The sequence below is a fragment of the Pseudomonas sp. Seg1 genome (assembly GCF_018326005.1).
GTDB lineage: Bacteria > Pseudomonadota > Gammaproteobacteria > Pseudomonadales > Pseudomonadaceae > Aquipseudomonas.
In genome coordinates, this window is sequence record NZ_AP021903.1 from 906500 (window position 1) to 923095 (window position 16596).

13 protein-coding genes and 1 pseudogene are annotated in these 16596 nt (G+C 60.2%); 11 read left to right on the forward strand and 3 right to left on the reverse strand.

The window, feature by feature from the left end; genetic code table 11:
* The first annotated feature begins 187 nt into the window (after window positions 1-187).
* From KI231_RS03850 to KI231_RS03890, 9 genes are all read left to right on the forward strand, one after another.
* Window positions 188-1783, forward strand: a complete 1596-nt coding sequence (locus KI231_RS03850) for an FAD-binding oxidoreductase (protein WP_213027495.1) — start codon at window positions 188-190, stop codon at window positions 1781-1783.
* 5 nt (window positions 1784-1788) lie between these two features.
* Window positions 1789-3384 carry a glycerol-3-phosphate dehydrogenase/oxidase gene (locus KI231_RS03855; RefSeq protein WP_213027496.1) on the forward strand — a complete coding sequence of 532 codons (1596 nt, stop codon included), beginning with the start codon at window positions 1789-1791 and terminating at the stop codon, window positions 3382-3384.
* 20 nt (window positions 3385-3404) lie between these two features.
* Window positions 3405-4973 (forward strand): FGGY-family carbohydrate kinase, encoded by a 1569-nt coding sequence (locus KI231_RS03860; protein ID WP_213027497.1) that lies wholly within the window; start codon window positions 3405-3407, stop codon window positions 4971-4973.
* 243 nt (window positions 4974-5216) lie between these two features.
* Window positions 5217-6506 carry a phospholipase C/P1 nuclease family protein gene (locus KI231_RS03865; RefSeq protein ID WP_213027498.1) on the forward strand — a complete coding sequence of 430 codons (1290 nt, stop codon included), beginning with the start codon at window positions 5217-5219 and terminating at the stop codon, window positions 6504-6506.
* A gap of 58 nt (window positions 6507-6564) precedes the next feature.
* Window positions 6565-8523 (forward strand): DUF1302 domain-containing protein, encoded by a 1959-nt coding sequence (locus KI231_RS03870; protein ID WP_213027499.1) that lies wholly within the window; start codon window positions 6565-6567, stop codon window positions 8521-8523.
* A 194-nt stretch (window positions 8524-8717) separates the two neighbouring features.
* A complete protein-coding gene (locus KI231_RS03875) occupies window positions 8718-10046 on the forward strand; it encodes a DUF1329 domain-containing protein (RefSeq protein WP_502937318.1) in 1329 nt (442 codons plus the stop codon).
* A 92-nt stretch (window positions 10047-10138) separates the two neighbouring features.
* A complete protein-coding gene (locus KI231_RS03880; RefSeq protein ID WP_103303249.1) occupies window positions 10139-10384 on the forward strand; it encodes a FitA-like ribbon-helix-helix domain-containing protein in 246 nt (81 codons plus the stop codon).
* A complete protein-coding gene (locus tag KI231_RS03885) occupies window positions 10381-10800 on the forward strand; it encodes a type II toxin-antitoxin system VapC family toxin (RefSeq protein WP_213027501.1) in 420 nt (139 codons plus the stop codon). Before KI231_RS03880 ends, KI231_RS03885 begins: the two co-directional genes overlap by 4 nt.
* Window positions 10801-10842: 42 nt before the next feature.
* On the forward strand, window positions 10843-11274 hold the full coding sequence (locus KI231_RS03890; RefSeq protein WP_213027502.1) for a helix-turn-helix domain-containing protein: 432 nt from the start codon (window positions 10843-10845) through the stop codon (window positions 11272-11274).
* A gap of 144 nt (window positions 11275-11418) precedes the next feature.
* Here KI231_RS03890 and KI231_RS30275 read toward each other — a convergent pair whose 3' ends face one another.
* Together KI231_RS30275 and KI231_RS30280 are read right to left on the reverse strand one after the other, a co-directional pair.
* Window positions 11419-12282 (reverse strand): methyl-accepting chemotaxis protein, encoded by an 864-nt coding sequence (locus KI231_RS30275; protein WP_371748303.1) that lies wholly within the window; start codon window positions 12280-12282, stop codon window positions 11419-11421.
* Between the two features lie 42 nt (window positions 12283-12324).
* Window positions 12325-13338 (reverse strand): annotated as a pseudogene (locus tag KI231_RS30280) (methyl-accepting chemotaxis protein); the annotation flags it as partial.
* Window positions 13339-13579: 241 nt separating this feature from the next.
* On the opposite strand from KI231_RS30280, the gene pmrG reads away from it, so the two are divergent.
* Window positions 13580-14251 carry a lipopolysaccharide core heptose(II)-phosphate phosphatase PmrG gene (gene pmrG / locus KI231_RS03900; protein WP_213027504.1) on the forward strand — a complete coding sequence of 224 codons (672 nt, stop codon included), beginning with the start codon at window positions 13580-13582 and terminating at the stop codon, window positions 14249-14251.
* Window positions 14248-15066, forward strand: coding sequence for a phosphatase PAP2 family protein (locus tag KI231_RS03905; protein ID WP_213027505.1), 819 nt, complete (start codon window positions 14248-14250; stop codon window positions 15064-15066). Before pmrG ends, KI231_RS03905 begins: the two co-directional genes overlap by 4 nt.
* A gap of 46 nt (window positions 15067-15112) precedes the next feature.
* On the opposite strand, the gene KI231_RS03910 is transcribed toward KI231_RS03905, so the two are convergent.
* The gene (locus KI231_RS03910; protein ID WP_249412094.1) at window positions 15113-16591 is read right to left on the reverse strand and encodes an ArnT family glycosyltransferase; all 1479 of its coding nucleotides are present in this window, start codon (window positions 16589-16591) and stop codon (window positions 15113-15115) included.
* Window positions 16592-16596 lie beyond the last annotated feature (5 nt).

Consider the following 16596-nt stretch of genomic DNA (forward strand, 5'->3'; position numbering starts at 1 on the left):
CTGCATGAGCGGATGAATGCCCTGAAAGGTAATTTGAAACCACGGCTAAAGTAAATGGCTGACGCTTGCGCGACGTTTGACTCAATTGGCTACACGAACTGGCCGGATGCGACCGTGACACTTTTTGGCCGCCGACTAGTATGGGGGCCTGAAATATCCATCATAAGAACCGGAAAAGGACACACGCATGCGACGCTGGAACGGCTGGGGCGATGCAACCACGGTGGTCGAACTGCCGGCCCAGGGCGCGAGCTTTCTTGCGCAACGCTTGGGCAACGGTCGAGCGCTGCCCGACGCAACGCTGGAAGCGGCGTTGGCTCGTGTCCCGGCCTCGCGGTTGCAGGCGCACACCTTGTACAGCGTCGATGCCCATGACCGTTTGCTCCACGCCCGGGGCCAGAGCCTGCCGGACTGGCTGGCGTTGCGTGAAGGTGCGCTGGGCAAGTATCCCGATGCCGTGGCGTTCCCGGAGACTGCCGAGCAGATTCGCCAATTGCTCGCGCTCGCCCATGAGCAGGACCTGTGCCTGATTCCTTATGGCGGCGGCACCTCGGTGGCCGGGCACATCAATCCGCCAGATTCCGCACGGCCGGTGGTGACTGTTTCGCTGGCGCGAATGAATCGCCTGATCGACCTCGACGAACAGAGCCTGTTGGCAACCTTCGGCCCCGGCGCCAGTGGCCCGCAAGTGGAAAGTCAGTTGCGCGCCCGGGGCTATACACTGGGGCATTTCCCGCAGTCGTGGGAGTTGTCGACGCTGGGCGGTTGGGTCGCCAGTCGTTCCAGCGGTCAGCAGTCGTTGCGCTATGGGCGCATCGAGCAATTGTTCGCCGGAGGCACGCTGGAAACGTTCGCCGGGCCTCTGCAAATCCCCACGTTCCCGGCCTCGGCGGCAGGCCCGGATTTGCGCGAAGTGGTGCTCGGTTGTGAGGGCCGTTTCGGGATCATTTCCGAAGTCAAAGTGCGGGTCAGCGCACTGCCCGCTGACGAACGTTTCTACGGCGTATTCCTGCCGAGCTGGACCAAAGCGCTGCAAGCGATTCGCCAACTCGCTCAGGCGCGCGTACCGCTGTCGATGCTGCGCCTGTCCAACGCCGTGGAGACCGAAACGCAATTGGCGCTGGCTGGTCACCCGCAACAAATCGCCTGGCTGGAGAAATACCTGAGCCTGCGCGGGGCGGGCGAGGGCAAGTGTCTGCTGACCTTCGGCGTGACCGGCAATCGTCGGCAAAACGCGCTGTCGCTGAGCCAGGCCCGCCAGCATCTGAAAGCCTTCGGCGGTGTGTTCACCGGCACCTTGCTCGGCAAGAAGTGGGCACAGAACCGCTTCCGTTTCCCCTACCTGCGCGAGAACCTGTGGAACGCCGGTTACGTGGTCGACACCCTCGAAACCGCCACCGACTGGAGCAACGTCGACAACCTACTCAACCTCATCGAAAACAGCCTGCGCGATGCCTTGGCCGCTGAGGGTGAGCGGGTGCATGTGTTCACGCACCTGTCCCACGTTTACGGCGAAGGATCGAGCATCTACACCACCTACGTGTTTCGCCCGGCGGCGGATTACCCAGCGACCCTGGCGCGCTGGAAAGCGCTCAAGCACGCGGCCAGCCAGACCATCGTCGACAACCACGGCACCATCAGCCACCAGCACGGCGTCGGCAAGGATCACGCCCCCTACCTGTTGCGCGAAAAAGGCCAACTGGCGATGGACACCTTGCAGGCGCTGAGCCGCCATTTCGATCCGGCCGGGCGCCTCAACCCCGGCACGCTGTTGCCGGAATGACGGTCATGCGCTCGAACTGGAACGCTGCGTGGCGCCAGCAGATTCTGCCGACACTGGCGGATGAAAGCTGGGATCTGATCGTGATTGGCGGCGGCATCAGCGGCGCCGGGATTCTGCGTGAAGCTGCACGCCGTGGCTGGCGCTGTTTGTTGCTGGAACAACGCGATTTTGCTTGGGGCACGTCCAGTCGCTCGTCAAAAATGGTCCATGGTGGTTTGCGATATATCGCCAAGGGCCAGTGGCGCCTGACCCGTGATTCGGTGCGCGAACGTCAGCGCTTGCTTGATGAAGCACCGGGGCTGGTCGAGCCGATGAGTTTCCTGATGCCGCACTATCGCGGCGGCTTTCCCGGGCCGCGTGTTTTCGGTGGTTTGTTATCGGTGTATGACGCGTTGGCGGGGCGGCGCAGCCATCAGTTTCATGACGCGCAGCAACTGCGCTATCTGGCACCGGGCGTGAAGGAAAACGACCTGCTCGGCGGCACCAGTTTTGTCGACGCGCTGACCGATGATGCGCGGCTGGTAATGCGTGTTTTGAGCGAGGCGCGGGCCGACGGCGCGGTGGTGCTCAACGGCGTGCGTGTCGAGCATCTGCTGCGTGAGAACGGGCGAGTGTGCGGCGTTCAGGTCGAGGACTGCGAGGCGGGCGGATCACTGCAATTGCGTTGCGGTGTGCTGGCCGTGGCGACGGGTGCCTGGGCTGAGCGCTTGCGACCGACCGAGGCACCACGCCAATTACGGCCGTTGCGTGGCAGCCATTTGCTGCTGCCGGGCTGGCGCTTGCCGGTGGCGCAGGCCTTCACCTTTCTGCATGAGCGCGACCGTCGCCCGGTGTTCGTTTTTCCGTGGGAAGGCGCGACGGTGGTCGGCACCACGGACCTCGATCACCGCGAGGATCTGGATCAGAGCGCGAGCATTAGCGGCGAAGAGCTCGACTATCTGCTGGCGGCCTGCACGCAACAATTTCCCGCTGCGCACGTGAGCGCTGCGGATGTGCTGTCGACGTGGTCGGGCGTGCGTCCGGTGGTGGGCAGCGCGGCAGGTGAGCATCAAGGCAAACCCTCTAGCGAAACCCGTGAACACGTACTGTGGCAGGAGCCCGGTTGCGTCACGCTGGCCGGCGGCAAGCTGACGACGTTTCGCCCGCAAGCCATCGAAGTGCTCAAGGCTTGCGCGAGCATGCTTGATCGTCCTTTCGTTGATGATGCTGCGCCAGTGTTTGCCGCTGTGCCGGCGCTGCCGATCCCGGTCCTGAGCAGCCATCAATGGCGACGTCTCGCCGGACGCCATGGTCGTGACCTGCCAAGGCTGGCGCAACTGCTCGCAGACGTCGGCCACGATACGGTCGCCGCCACGGACACTCTGTGGGCCGAACTGGCTTTCGCCTGTGAGTCGGAAATGGTTCTTCACCTCGACGATCTGTTGCTGCGCCGCACGCGTCTCGGTTTGCTGCTACCCCTCGGTGGCGAAGGTTATTTCGCGCCGATTCGCCGACTCTGCCAGCCGCGACTGGGCTGGAGCGACGAGTGCTGGCAAGAGGAAGTACAGCGTTATCAGGCGTTGTGGCAACGCCATCACGGTCTGCCGGATGCCACGCCTTGATGTCCCTTGAAGAGAGCTCCATGGATAACCCACCGAACAAGCGTTACCTGCTGGCCATCGACAACGGCACCCAGAGCGTGCGCGCGCTGCTCTTTGATTTACAGGGCAATCTGCTCGGCAAAGGCAAGGTCGAATTGCAGGCGTATTACTCGACGCAACCGGGTTGGGCCGAGCAGGATCCGGAATATTACTGGGCGAAACTCGGCGAGGCCTGTCAGCAGGTGTGGGCGCAAACCGGGATTGATCGCTCGCAGATTGCCGGTGTTTCCCTGACCACTCAGCGCGGCACGGTGATCAATGTCGATGCCGAGGGCAAACCGCTGCGCCCGGCCATTCTGTGGCTCGATCAACGCCAGAGTGAAGTCGAAGGCGGGATCAAGGGACCGTGGGGCTGGCTGTTCAAACTGGTCGGCGCGCAAGCGACCGTGGATTATTTTCGGGCCCAGGCCGAGGCTAACTGGATCGCCAGACACCAGCCGGATATCTGGGCGGCGACCGACAAATTTTTGCTGCTCTCTGGGTTTCTCACTCATCGCTTGTGCGGGCAGTTTGTCGACTCGGTGGGCTGTTGCGTCGGCTACCTGCCGTTCGACTTCAAGCGTCTGAAATGGGCCGCGCCTTCCGACTGGAAATGGCAGGCGTTGGCGGTGCGTCCCGAGCAATTGCCGAGCCTGCACAAACCCGGTGAAACCCTCGGCTACATCACCGCCCAAGCCAGCCGCCATACCGGGATCCCCGAAGGCCTGCCGCTGATTGCCGCCGGTGCCGACAAGGCCTGCGAAGTGGTCGGTTCCGGCGTGGTCGATGCGGGCACGGTGTGCCTGTCCTACGGCACCACGGCGACGATCACCAGCACCCGCTCGCGCTATCTGGAAATCGTCCCGTTGATCCCGCCGTATCCGTCGGCGGTGCCGGATCAGTTCAACTGCGAGGTGATGATTTATCGCGGTTACTGGATGGTCAGCTGGTTCAAGAACGAGTTCGGTTTGCGCGAAATGCAGCAGGCGAAAGCGCAGGGCATTGAGCCCGAAGAGCTCTTCGATGCGCTGGTCAACGAGGTGCCGCCGGGGTCGATGGGTTTGATGCTGCAACCCTACTGGTCGCCGGGCATTCGTGAGCCGGGCGTGGAGGCCAAAGGCGCGATGATCGGCTTCGGCGACGTGCACACCCGCGCGCATATCTACCGGGCGATTCTGGAAGGGCTGGCGTATGCCTTGCGTCAGGGCATGGAGAAGATCGAGAAGCGTTCGAAGGTCTCGATCAAGCGTCTGCGGGTGGCGGGCGGTGGCTCGCAGAGTGATGCGGCGATGCAGCTCACGGCGAATATTTTCGGGTTGCCCGCCGAGCGTCCGCATGTGTATGAAGCGTCGGGTCTGGGCGCGGCGATTTGTTGTGCGGTGGGGTTGGGGTTGCACGCGGATTTCCCCACGGCCATCGCCGCGATGACCCGGGTGGGCGCGGTATTCACGCCGCAACCCGAGGCGCAAAAAATCTACGAACAACTCTACAAAGACGTCTACCTGCGCATGTACCGCCAGCTCAAACCGCTGTACCAGAGCATCCGCAAGATCACCGGTTACCCCGCTTGATAAAACATCGCAATCCCCTTGTAGGAGTGAGCCTGCTCGCGATATCGGAGTGTCAGCCAGCATCTATCTGACTGACGCAGCGCTATCGCGAGCAGGCTCACTCCTACAGGGGGCTGTGGCGTTTTTTATATTGGGTATGTGGCGCTATCGGAGAACTTTTCTGGTGAGATCGGACAGTGTCAGCGGCGGAGTCGGTTGTTAGGCTCGACCCCCACGGCACATCCAATAAAAAGAACCAGAAGCATGAAGCTGACATTCCTCCTGTTGCTGCTTTTTGCAACGGCCCCGAGCGCTTGGGGCTGGTCGAACCATACGGTGGGCAGCTATCTGGCGTTGCAGGATCTGCCAGCGTTGCGCGATGCGCCACAGGTGGATGTCGAACCGCTGGAGCAGTTTCTCACCGAGCAATATCCGGCCATCGTCGCACTGCTGGAACAACAGGAAAACTTCGCCCGCGAACACTTCGCGCAATACCCGCCACGCCCCGACCAGCTGAAATTGCCCGCAGTCCCCAGTGACAATCTGCGCCACGATTTCCTCACCGCGTTGCGCATCAATCCGCTCATTCATCTGGCGATGGTCATCCAGCCGTTGCCGGGCAAAGACCTGTCCGAGCGTGAGCACCTCAGCGCCGATCAGGTCATGGTCGAACAGACCCTCTCACCGTGGAATCGCCAACGCTTCATCGTTGTCGCCGACGGCGAAAAAGTCGCGGCGCTTGCGGTGCTCGCCAGCGCCGCCGACGAACCGGATTACGGCCACGACATCAACCTGTTCAGCGACAACCCGGGCGCAGTCGCTGCGGTCTATGGTTTCGGCCCGCAGCCGTTCGGCGATGCGCGTTTCCAGTACAGCTCGCAGGCACCGTTCCACATGGGCTTCTTCCATGAAAGCGCGGTGGTGTATGCCGCTGCCGGGTTTCTTCAGCGCAGTTGGCCGGACTGGCGCGCCTATCAATACATGGGCCTGGCGCGACTGGCGTTTGCCAGCGGCCATCCCTATTGGGGTTATCGCTTTCTCGGCTGGGGCATGCACCACGTGCAGGATCTGACCCAGCCCTATCACGCCAAGCCGCTGCCCGGCGTCGACCTCGCCAGTCTATTACTGCTGGAAGGCAAGGCGCTGGCCGGTTTCGCCGATGACAAACAGGCGTCCATCGAACGCGTTGCCACCCGGCATATGGAAATCGAAAAGTATCAGTCGAGTTGGCTACGGCGTTTGCTGCGTGCCGGACAAGCGCATCCGATGCTCGACGCTTACAGCGATTTTGCCCAGGACAAACAGTACCCGCCGTACTCCGTGGACTACTTGCGCGAGGTGGTCAGCGCCGAGTCCGTCGACGACTCCGCCGCGTTCGATGAAGCGATCGGTCAGTGGCTTGAGACTGCGCCGGACACCAGTGATTTCAGCAGCGGCAATCAGCTGCAACGCGAAGATTTCAATCATCCGGCACTGAATCAGCAGCTGTTCAAACTGCTCGGCCATTTCGGCTCGCACAGCCGGATTTATGTCAGCGCGGGATTGGTTCCATAGCCATCGCCTCAGCGTTGCGCGAACACAAAAACAATAAGAACAGGGAAGGAGAAAACTCATGATCAACACTCGATTGCGCCTGGCGGGCGCGGCGCTCCCCGGTGTCGGCCTGGCCGGGTTGCTGCAACTCTGCGCGGTCGATGGTGCGCAGGCTGCGGAGTTCAGCGTGCTGGACAAACAGGTCACCGGCTCGTTCGACACGACCTTGTCCTACGGCCGTTTGTGGCGCGTGCAGGGCCGCGACAAGACCAACGATGACGTCAACACCAACGACGGCAATCGCAACTTCGACACCGGACTGGTTTCCGAGGTGTACAAGATTACTTCGGAGCTTGAGGCCAACTATCAGAACTACGGTTTGTTCGTGCGCGGCACAGCATTCTACGACACGCAACTGATGGACAAGCGCAACGACTACTACCGCAACAACAACCCGTCACAACCGAGCCAGAGCTACCCGCAGGACGACCGTTTCACCAGCCAGACCCGCGACATCGCCGGCAGCCGCATCGAGATGCTCGACGCCTATGTCCACGGCAGTTGGGACGTTGCGCAGATGCCGGTGACCGCGCGCGTCGGTCGGCAGGTGTTCAACTGGGGCGAGGGGATTTTCTATCGCGGCGGGATCAATACGACCAACCCGGTGGACGCGGCCAAGTACCGCTTGCCCGGCGCCGAAGTGAAGGAAGTGCTGGTGCCGGTGGAGGCGCTGAGCTTCAACATCGGCCTCACCGACAGCCTGACCATGGAGAGTTTCTACCAGACCAACTGGAAGGAAACCCGCATCGATCCGGTCGGCACGTTCTACTCGCAGACCGACCTGTTCGCCGACGGCGGCAACACCGGGTACAACAACTTCAGCGGCACCGCGCTCGACACGCCAGTGCCGGGGTTTGGCAACGTCATCGGTCTTTACAGTGCCTTGGGCAACAACCCGTTGCTGAGCCAGGCCCTGCAAACCACCGGGCTGTACGCCAACGGCGTGACGCCGGCCTACGGCAATACGCTCAAGGTCGCGTCTATCGGCAAGGACTACAACGCGCGCAACGACGGCCAGTTCGGTTTCGCCTTTCGCTACATTGCCGAACAGCTCAACAGCACCGAGTTCGGCTTGTATATGGTCAATTACCACGCCAAGGAGCCGACCATCGCTGCTGATCTGGGGGGTTACAAGGGCATCGACATGAATGCCCTGACCAATCTGTTGGCGGGTGTCGCGGGCAGTCAGGCCGGCGCACTGGCCAACGGTCTGGCCACGGCGGATGTGATGGGCAATATCCAGGCGCATCGGCGCTATGCCGAAGACATCCGCATGTACGGTTTCAGCTTCAACACCACGTTGGGTGAGGCCTCGGTGTTTGGTGAAATTGCCTATCGGCCAAACCTGCCGATCGGTGTTGCGGCGACCAACGATCTGATTGGCGATCTGGCCAATGGTGCAGCGGCGGCAGTGACCGGCAAAGCGATCAACGTCGGCGGGCAGATGGTCACTCTCGACAGCCAGATCAACAACGCCGAGCGCGTGGAAGCGTTCAACACTTCGCTGGGCACCATCTACAACTTCGGCCCGACGGCGTCGTTCGACTCGCTGTTCGGCATCTTCGAACTGGCCTCCGAACACTTGCGTGGCAGCAGTCTGCAATACACCGCGTATGACGGCAGTCGTCGTTACTACGCTGGCACCGGTAACTATTCCTATGTGTCCGGTGGCGATCGTGACGATCAGGTCAATCGTGATTCCTACAGCTACACCGCCATGCTCAACGGTACGTGGAACGACGTGTACGCCGGGGTCAACGTCTCGCCCTACATCGTTTACAAGGACGATTTCGAGGGCAACAGCTATCAGGCCGGCAACACCATCGAAGGTCGCAAGGCCTACACGCTGGGGATCAAGGCCAACTACCAGAACAAGCTTGAGGCCGAGTTGCAGTACACCGAGTTCTACGGCGGCGGGCAGAACAACGGCATTCGTGACCGCGACAACGTCGGGTTCAACCTCAAGTATTTCCTGTGAGTTTCACACTCAACGCTTGGGACAACTCATCCCCCTGTGGAAGCGGGCTTGCCCGCGATGACGGCAGCACATTCGACATCAATGGTGGCTGAACCACCGCTATCGCTGGCAAGCCAGCTCCCACAGGTTTTTGTATTTTGGAGAAGAACATGTTCCACACTTCGCGATTGGCCAAGACCACGTTGGCGCTCGTCATGAGTCTGGCGGCCAGTAGTGTTTTCGCCGCCATCACCCCGCAACAAGCCGAACAACTGAAAACCACCCTTACCCCGATGGGCGCCGAGCGGGCCGGCAACGCCGCTGGCACTATTCCCGCCTGGGCCGGCGGCATCAACCAGGCCCCGGCCGGTTACAAACCGGGTCAGCACCACCCTGATCCCTACGCGGCGGACAAACCGCTGTTCACCATCACCAAAGCCAACCTCGACCAATACAAGGCCCACCTCAGCCCAGGTCAGATCGCGTTGTTCAACAGCTACCCCGACACCTTCCAGATGCCGATCTACCCTTCGCGGCGTTCCGGTTCGGCCCCCCAGTGGCTGTACGACAACACCCTGAAAAATGCCACCTCGGCCAAGCTGCTCGAAGGCGGCAGCGGTTTTTCCGATGCCTATGGCGGCGTACCGTTCCCGGTACCCAAGGACGGCATCGAAGTGCTGTGGAATCACATCACCCGTTATCGCGGCATCTACGTCGTGCGTCGCGCTTCCGAAGCGCCCGTACAACGCAACGGCAGCTTTGCATTGGTCACTTCGCAGCAGGAAGCCCTGTTCAATTTCTACCGCCCGGGCGGCCAGTTCGCCGACCTGAAAAACATCCTGTTCTACTACGTCGCTTTCGTGAAAAGTCCGGCACGGCTGGCCGGCGGTGCCGCGCTGGTGCACGAGATGCTCGACCAGCTCAAGGACCCGCGCCAGGCCTGGGTCTACGACGCCGGCCAACGTCGCGTGCGCCGCGCGCCGAACCTTGCGTATGACACGCCGATCGCGTCCTCCGATGGCTTGCGCACGGCGGACGACACCGACCTGTTCAACGGCTCGCCGGATCGCTACGAGTGGAAACTCAAGGGCAAACAGGAAATCTACATCCCCTACAACAACTACAAAGTCGGCAGCCCCGACGTTAAATACGCGCAACTGCTCACCCCGGGCCACCTCAACCCGCAATACACCCGCTACGAGCTACACCGGGTGTGGGTGGTCGAAGGCAACCTCAAACCCGGCGCACGACATATCTACTCCAAGCGCGTGCTGTTTCTCGATGAGGACAGCTGGGGCGCCGCACTGGTCGACCAATACGACGGACGCGGGGAGTTGTGGCGCGTGTCGATGGCCTACCTGAAAAACTTCTACGACCTGCCAACGACGTGGAGTGCGCTGGATGTTTTCCACGATTTGCAGGCCCGCCGTTACTACGTGCAGAACCTGGATAACGAAGAAGCAGAAACCGTGGATTTCGCGCAGCCTGTGCCGGAGGACGCGTATTTCATGCCGTCGGCGTTGCGCCAGCGTGGGACGCGGTGAGGAAGGACTGCCGTTCGGAAGATCGCCGGATTTTTGCACGGCAGGATGTGCTAGCCTGCAATCAATGATTTCATTGATTGCAGGAGGGCGTCATGGCCAGCATCACGATTCGAAACCTTGATGAGAAGCTGAAAGAACAACTGCGTATTACCGCAGCGCACAACGGACATTCCATGGAGGAGGAGGCTCGCCTCATTTTGGGTAGAGCCTTGGCGACTGTTGATCGCGCCGGTGGACTTGGCAGCCGGATACGCAACCGTTTCAATGCTGTCGGCGGAGTTGACCTCGACTTGCCAGAGCGTTCAGAGAAAGCCACTGCGGTGGATTTCTCTGAATGATCGTGCTCGATACCAACGTTCTTTCAGAGTTTATGCGTGTCAAGCCAGACGACCGGGTGCTTGTCTGGGTGGATGCGCAGCCAGCGATGGATCTGGCAGTCAGCGCGGTGACAGTGGCAGAAATACTCCACGGCATCGCACGCCTGCCATCTGGCAAGCGCAAACAAAAACTTGAGGCTCATGCCATGGCGATGTTCGAACAGGATTTTGCCGGACGCATTTTGCCGTTCGATGCGCACGCCGCTGTCGAATACGCAACGCTAGTCGCGGAGTGCGAGTCAAAGGGTCGCGCGGCTTCGATGGCTGATGCGCAAATTGCTGCTATCTGCCGAACGCATGGTGTTCCCATAGCCACCCGTAACGTGAAGGATTTTGAGTTCAGTGGTGTCGAGGTGATAAATCCTTGGCAGAGCTGAGTCACTTCATAGCTAACAAAATCATAAGAAAAAGGTGGTCGCATGAAGCGTAAAAAGGTTGGAACGAGCAGGTTGGACTCCTTCATGGTTGATGATTTTCCCGTTCTTGCCGGTCTAGCGGACCCGATAAAAAACGACGGTGAGTTGCAAGTGCGAATGGCCCTGATTGATGAGTTTTACTCGCATGCTGACAGTGAAGATCACGCAGCGGCGCGGTTTGCGGAATTGGTTGCTGATCGGGTGTATGAGTACGAGGCTGAAACGGTTTTGATTCCTTACTCATCCCAATCAGAAGCGCTGGCGTTTCTGATTTTGGAAAGAGGAGTCAAACAGAAGGATTTGTCTGAGATCGCAACTCAGAGTGCTGTTTCAGAGATATTGAATAACAAGCGAAAAATGACGGTTGCTCAAATCAAAGGTTTTGCCGAATTCTTTAAAGTGCCGGTTGAGTTCTTCATGCATGGCGTGGTTTGACTTGATGCGGTGACAGGTCTAACGCAATCGCGGGCAAGCCCGCTCCCACAGGTATGGAGTCGAACACAAACGCTGTGAACGACCGAAAACCTGTGGGAGCGGGCTTGCCCGCGATTGGATCTACGCTATGACGCTGAGTGAAGGTCAGACGCGGAAATGGCTGACCATCTGCTGCAACTGACCACCCAAGCGTGCCAGTTCAACGCTGGACGCTGCGGTCTCATCACTCGCCGCAGCGGTCTGTTCCGACACATCGCGCACGTTGATGATGCTGCGGCTGATCTCTTCGGCCACGGCGCTTTGCTGTTCGGCAGCGGCAGCGATCTGCTGGTTCATCGACTGGATGTTCGACACCGTGCGGGTGATGTTTTCCAGGGAGGCACCGGCCTTGCGGGTCAGGGCGACGCTGCTGTCGGTCAGGGCGCGGCTGTTGCTCATCACCGCCGAGACTTGCTGGGTGCCGTTTTGCAGACCGGCGACCAAACCTTCGATTTCTTCGGTGGATTTCTGCGTGCGCTGGGCCAGGCCACGGACTTCGTCGGCGACCACGGCGAAACCACGACCGGCTTCACCAGCACGGGCTGCTTCGATCGCGGCGTTGAGTGCCAGCAGGTTGGTCTGTTCGGCGACGGCTTTGATCACGTCCATGACGCTGCCGATCTTGTCGCTTTCCTGTTGCAGTACGCTCATGGCTTCGGTGGAACGCACCACTTCGCTGGCCAGACGTTCGATCTGGGCGATGGCTTCGTTGACCACTTTGTCGCCTTCACGGGCTTCGCCATCGGCTGCGGCTGCTGCTTGCGAAGCTTCTTCGGCGTTGCGCGCGACTTCCTGCACAGTGGCGGTCATCTCGTGCATGGCGGTGGCGACCTGATCGGTCTCGACTTTCTGGCTGTTCACACCGGCGCTGGTCTGTTCGGTCACGGCCGAGAGTTCTTCGGCGGCGCTGGCGATCTGGGTGACGCCGTCGCGGATGCCGCTGATCAAGTCGCGCAGGGTTACGCCCATGCGCGCAATGCCTTGTTGCAGTACGCCAAGTTCGTCGCGGCGGGTGATGATCACGTTTTGCGAAAGGTCGCCGCTGGCGATGCGCTCGACCACGGCCAGGGTTTCTTGCAGCGGACGGGTGATCTGGCGGGTGATGATAACGGCGGCAATCACGCCAACCAGCAGGGCCAGCAAGGTGCTGATCAACTGAAAGGTGCGCGCCTGGGCACTTTCGATGTCGCGACGGTCGAGCTGGATCTGGTAAAGCTGCTCGCTGGTGGTGACGATCGCAGCGCCCTGATCAGTCATTTCCTTACGGGCCTGCACGGCGTCGGTGTTGGCGTTTTTATACGCCATCAATGCGCTGCGATAGTTGACCAGCGCGGTTTCCAGCTGACGCAGTGCGTCTTGCTGAGTACTGGAGAAATGCGTGTTCAGCTGTTTCAGACTGCCGATGGCAACGTCGAGCTGGCCGACGGCCTTCTGCTCGGTTTCGGCGTTGGTGGTGGCGGTGTAGCCGCGCACTTCGTAGCGCGCGAGGATGAACGCTTCCTTGGCGGTGGTGATCGCCTGGAACTGTTCGAAACGCTGCTCGCTCATGTCCATCTGCTGCACGCGTTTGCTGATCGACTCGATCAGGTTGTACGCGGTTTCGGCATTGACGCTCATGGTGTCGCGGGCGCTGTTGCCAGTGCGATAGGCATTGCGCATTTTGTTCAGCGACGTCTGATATTCAGCGATGGTCGCTGCCTGCTCCTTGAGCAGTTTGACGTTTTCCGGGCTCTTGAAGCTGTTGATCAGCTTCTGTTGTTGCGCGGCGAAGCTTTCCAGGGTGGTCTGCACATTCTGTGCGGCAGTTTCGTCGCCGTTGGTCAGCATGTATTGCAGGCGCACTACGCGCAGTTTGGTCAGACCGGCGTTGAGCTGGGTGATGTCACTCATCCAGTTGCTGCGGTCAATCAGGCCGCCAAGGCTGGTCCAGCCAGTCAGGGCCAGCACACAGGTCAGGGCCAGGACAAGGCCGAAGCCCAGGCCCAATTTCATGTTCACGCTGATGTTGCCGAACCAGCTATTCATCACAATTCCTCCAGAAACGTTGGGTTTCTTGTCGTCAGTTAGGCTGGAAGATTGTTGTTTTTTTGAGCCAGCAAGGGTGTTAGCAGGACTGTATCGGCCGCAAATACGAGAGCTGAAAGGATTTTGTCCGACAGAATTTGTAACAAGCGATCCCAAGACTTTTTTCACATGGGTTTCACTGGCTGCCCACGCGAGCGTCTGTAGTTTCGCCGCATCGAATGACAAGTGACGGCGGCTTTTTGTGGAACTGAGACTGAGTCTGTTTGGCGTCAAGCGCTCGATTGATCTGAGCGGTCTGGCGCGTTTTCGCAACACCTGGGTGGTGCTGGCGGCATCGCTGCTGGTGATTCCGTTGACCCTGTGGTTGCTGGCACCAGCGGCGGTGCCGGATCTGGCCCACGGCAATGTGGCGGGCGCGCAGGCGTTGGCGGCGGGCTGGGCCAGAGGCGACATGATTGTGCTGGTGCGTCACGTCGAGCGCTGCGATCACTCCAAAGCCGCGTGCCTGAGCGGCGATGACGGCATCACCGACCGCTCGCGCAGTGTCGCCGTGGCTGTCGGGGCGCAGTTTGAACAACTGGGCCTGGATAATGCCGACTTCTACAACAGCCCGGTGATGCGTACCGTGCAGACCGCCGGTTACATGTTCAACCGGGCGGCCAGCGGCGAAGACTGGTTGATCAACTGCAAGGGCCGCATGTTGCAGGACGCGCTCTCGCATAAGGTGGCGGGTCGCAACCTGATTCTGGTGACGCACAGCGAATGCATGGGGCAAATCGAGAAAGACCTCAAAGTACCGGCCTCGGACCTCGGTTACGGCTCCTCACTGTTTGTTTCCGCTGCCAGCCCGGCGGCTCCGAAGATGCTCGGCTTTATTGAAGCCTCCGACTGGCGCACGGTGACCACCCGATGAAATCGCGTTTTTATGCCGTCAATTTCGGCATTCCGCTGGCCTGCGCCGCGCTGGTGTTTCTGATGTTCGACATGACCACCATCGACATTCAATTCAGCAATCTGCTGTTCGATCCGCTGAGCCAATCCTTCCCGCTCGACAGAGTCCACTTCTTCGAGAAACTCACGCACAAATGGGCGCGGATCATCCCGAACTGGACCGCCGAAATTGCCTTGATCGGCGCGATGCTGTCGCTGGTCTGGCCATTGGTCAATCCACAGAAACGGCCGCGACTCGGCGCGTTTCTGGAGCGCAGCAGAGTCGCGCCGGTGCTGCGCTTTGCCGCTGCTCATCGGCGGGATTTTTTCTTCGTGGTGGTCGCGTTTGCGGTCTGCACCGGGGTGATCCATTTCCTCAAGTCGCACACCAGCGTTTATTGCCCGATCGAGACCACGCTGTACGGCGGCAAAATGGCCCACATCGAGTGGTACAGCAATTTCCAGCTGTTCCATGAGGCGGGGAGTGGACGTTGCTGGCCCGGCGGACATGCCTCCGGTGGCTTCACCATGCTGGCGCTGTACTTTGTGGCGCGGCGTTATCAATGGCGTTTTTCCAATGCCATTTTGTGGGGTTCGCTATTGCTCGGTTTTGTCTACGGCACGACACGCGTTCTGCAGGGCTGGCACTACATGTCCCACACGTTCTGGGCCGGAATCTTTGTGTGGCTGGCGTGTTTACTGACGGCGCTGGCGTTTTATGGGCGTGCGCGGCTGGAACGGCCGGTGTTGCAGACCAGGGAGATTGCGCCCTCGGCAGGACTTGAAATGCAGCGATAAACCTGTGGCGAGGGAGCAAGCTCCCTCGCCACACTGTTCAGAGCGTTTAGTAGCTGACGAAGTAATACGCCTGTCGACCGACCATCAAGGTGTTGAGCACTTTGAGCGGTGCGGCGGGGATGCTTTCACCGGCCATCAGCGCCACGTTCGATGTCGATGCACTGAGGAAGGCCCGTAACTGCGCATCAGTATCCAGCCCCTTGAGCACCTGCTGCGTATAGAAAACGCTCGCCCCGCCAACCCGCTCATTGGCTTGAAACAATGCCACTTGATGCCCTTCGGCTTGCAGCGTCTGAATGTGTTCGGTCAGCGGCAGGAACGAGAGTTTTTTATCCGCGTGCGGCAACGCCCATTGCGCGGCGCCCAGATAACTGGCGATCACCAAGGTCAGTAAGCCAGTTGCCAACGCCTGACGATGGCGGGCGATTCTTCCGACAAACCGATTGGCGTTTTCATACCCCTTCAATCGCTCGAACAGTACCCACGCATACTCCGCAGCAATCACCGCCGCCGCCGGTGTCATCGACATCAGGTACACCGTGCGCTTGCTCGATGCCAGAGTCAGCATGATGAATTGCGCAACGATCCACAGGCTGAAAAACAGCAGGTAACGATTGGCCTTCAGCGCTTTGCGGAAATGCCATAACCCCAGGTACACCAGAATGTTCCACGGCAGGAACGCTTCGGGCAGTTTGGCCAAATAGTAATAGAACGGCTCGTAGTGACCGGCTTCGACGAACGATCCGCTGAAGCGCCCGACACTGTTGGTCAGCAATACTTCTCTGACGGCTTGCACTCCACCGTGCTGATACAGCACGGTCAGCCAGATCAGCAACGGAATCAGACCGACCACGGTGAGCAATCCCGGGCGCAGCCAGGCACCGAGCTTCAGGCGTTTGTCGATCAGGTTATCCGCCAGCAGATAAGCGAAGATCACCACCCCCGGCATCGCCAGCCCCAGCACGCCTTTACTCAGCGTGGCGATGGCGATCCCGACGACAAACAGCAGTGAACTGCCGGCCGTCGATGCGCGTTGCGCCTGGAAAAAACCCAACAGCGCCGCCGTCACGCCGAGGGCGAGCAGCGCATCCTCGCCGACCCCACGCACGTTGCTCCAGTAGCTGGCCATCGTCGCCAGCAGAATTCCTGCGGTCCAGGCGAGCGCTTTCGGGCGTTCGAAGCGCCGCAACATGCCGTACAACAGCATCACGCTGAGCAGCCCGGCGACCGCCGACGCCAGCCGCACCGCCCACGGCGAAACGCCGAACACGCGCAGGGCGCTGGCGTCGAGCCACAAACTCAGCGGTGGTTTTTCCAGAAAGGGTTCGCCGAACAGACGGGGCGTCACCCAGTCATCGTCCAGATGCATCTCCATGGCGATCCCGGCAACGCGGGCTTCGGTGGAGCCTTGCAATTGATGATTGCCCAACGCGAAGAAAAACAGCAGGGCAGCAAGCAGAAACAGTGAAGTGGCGGCACGCGACATAGGTTTCAGGCAACCGGAAAGGGCAGGAGACCTGAGCATAAATC

Excerpts from the sequence above, each read along its gene's own strand:
- KI231_RS30275 (WP_371748303.1), bottom strand. The coding sequence starts at position 12,282 with ATGGGCGTAACCCTGCGCGACTTGATCAGCGGCATCCGCGACGGCGTC.
- KI231_RS03855 (WP_213027496.1), top strand. The coding sequence starts at position 1,789 with ATGCGCTCGAACTGGAACGCTGCGTGGCGCCAGCAGATTCTGCCGACA.
- KI231_RS03890 (WP_213027502.1), top strand. The coding sequence starts at position 10,843 with ATGAAGCGTAAAAAGGTTGGAACGAGCAGGTTGGACTCCTTCATGGTT.
- KI231_RS03875 (WP_502937318.1), top strand. The coding sequence starts at position 8,718 with ATGAGTCTGGCGGCCAGTAGTGTTTTCGCCGCCATCACCCCGCAACAA.
- KI231_RS03880 (WP_103303249.1), top strand. The coding sequence starts at position 10,139 with ATGGCCAGCATCACGATTCGAAACCTTGATGAGAAGCTGAAAGAACAA.
- KI231_RS03865 (WP_213027498.1), top strand. The coding sequence starts at position 5,217 with ATGAAGCTGACATTCCTCCTGTTGCTGCTTTTTGCAACGGCCCCGAGC.
- KI231_RS03910 (WP_249412094.1), bottom strand. The coding sequence starts at position 16,591 with ATGCTCAGGTCTCCTGCCCTTTCCGGTTGCCTGAAACCTATGTCGCGT.
- KI231_RS03870 (WP_213027499.1), top strand. The coding sequence starts at position 6,565 with ATGATCAACACTCGATTGCGCCTGGCGGGCGCGGCGCTCCCCGGTGTC.
- KI231_RS03850 (WP_213027495.1), top strand. The coding sequence starts at position 188 with ATGCGACGCTGGAACGGCTGGGGCGATGCAACCACGGTGGTCGAACTG.
- KI231_RS03860 (WP_213027497.1), top strand. The coding sequence starts at position 3,405 with ATGGATAACCCACCGAACAAGCGTTACCTGCTGGCCATCGACAACGGC.
- KI231_RS03905 (WP_213027505.1), top strand. The coding sequence starts at position 14,248 with ATGAAATCGCGTTTTTATGCCGTCAATTTCGGCATTCCGCTGGCCTGC.
- KI231_RS03885 (WP_213027501.1), top strand. The coding sequence starts at position 10,381 with ATGATCGTGCTCGATACCAACGTTCTTTCAGAGTTTATGCGTGTCAAG.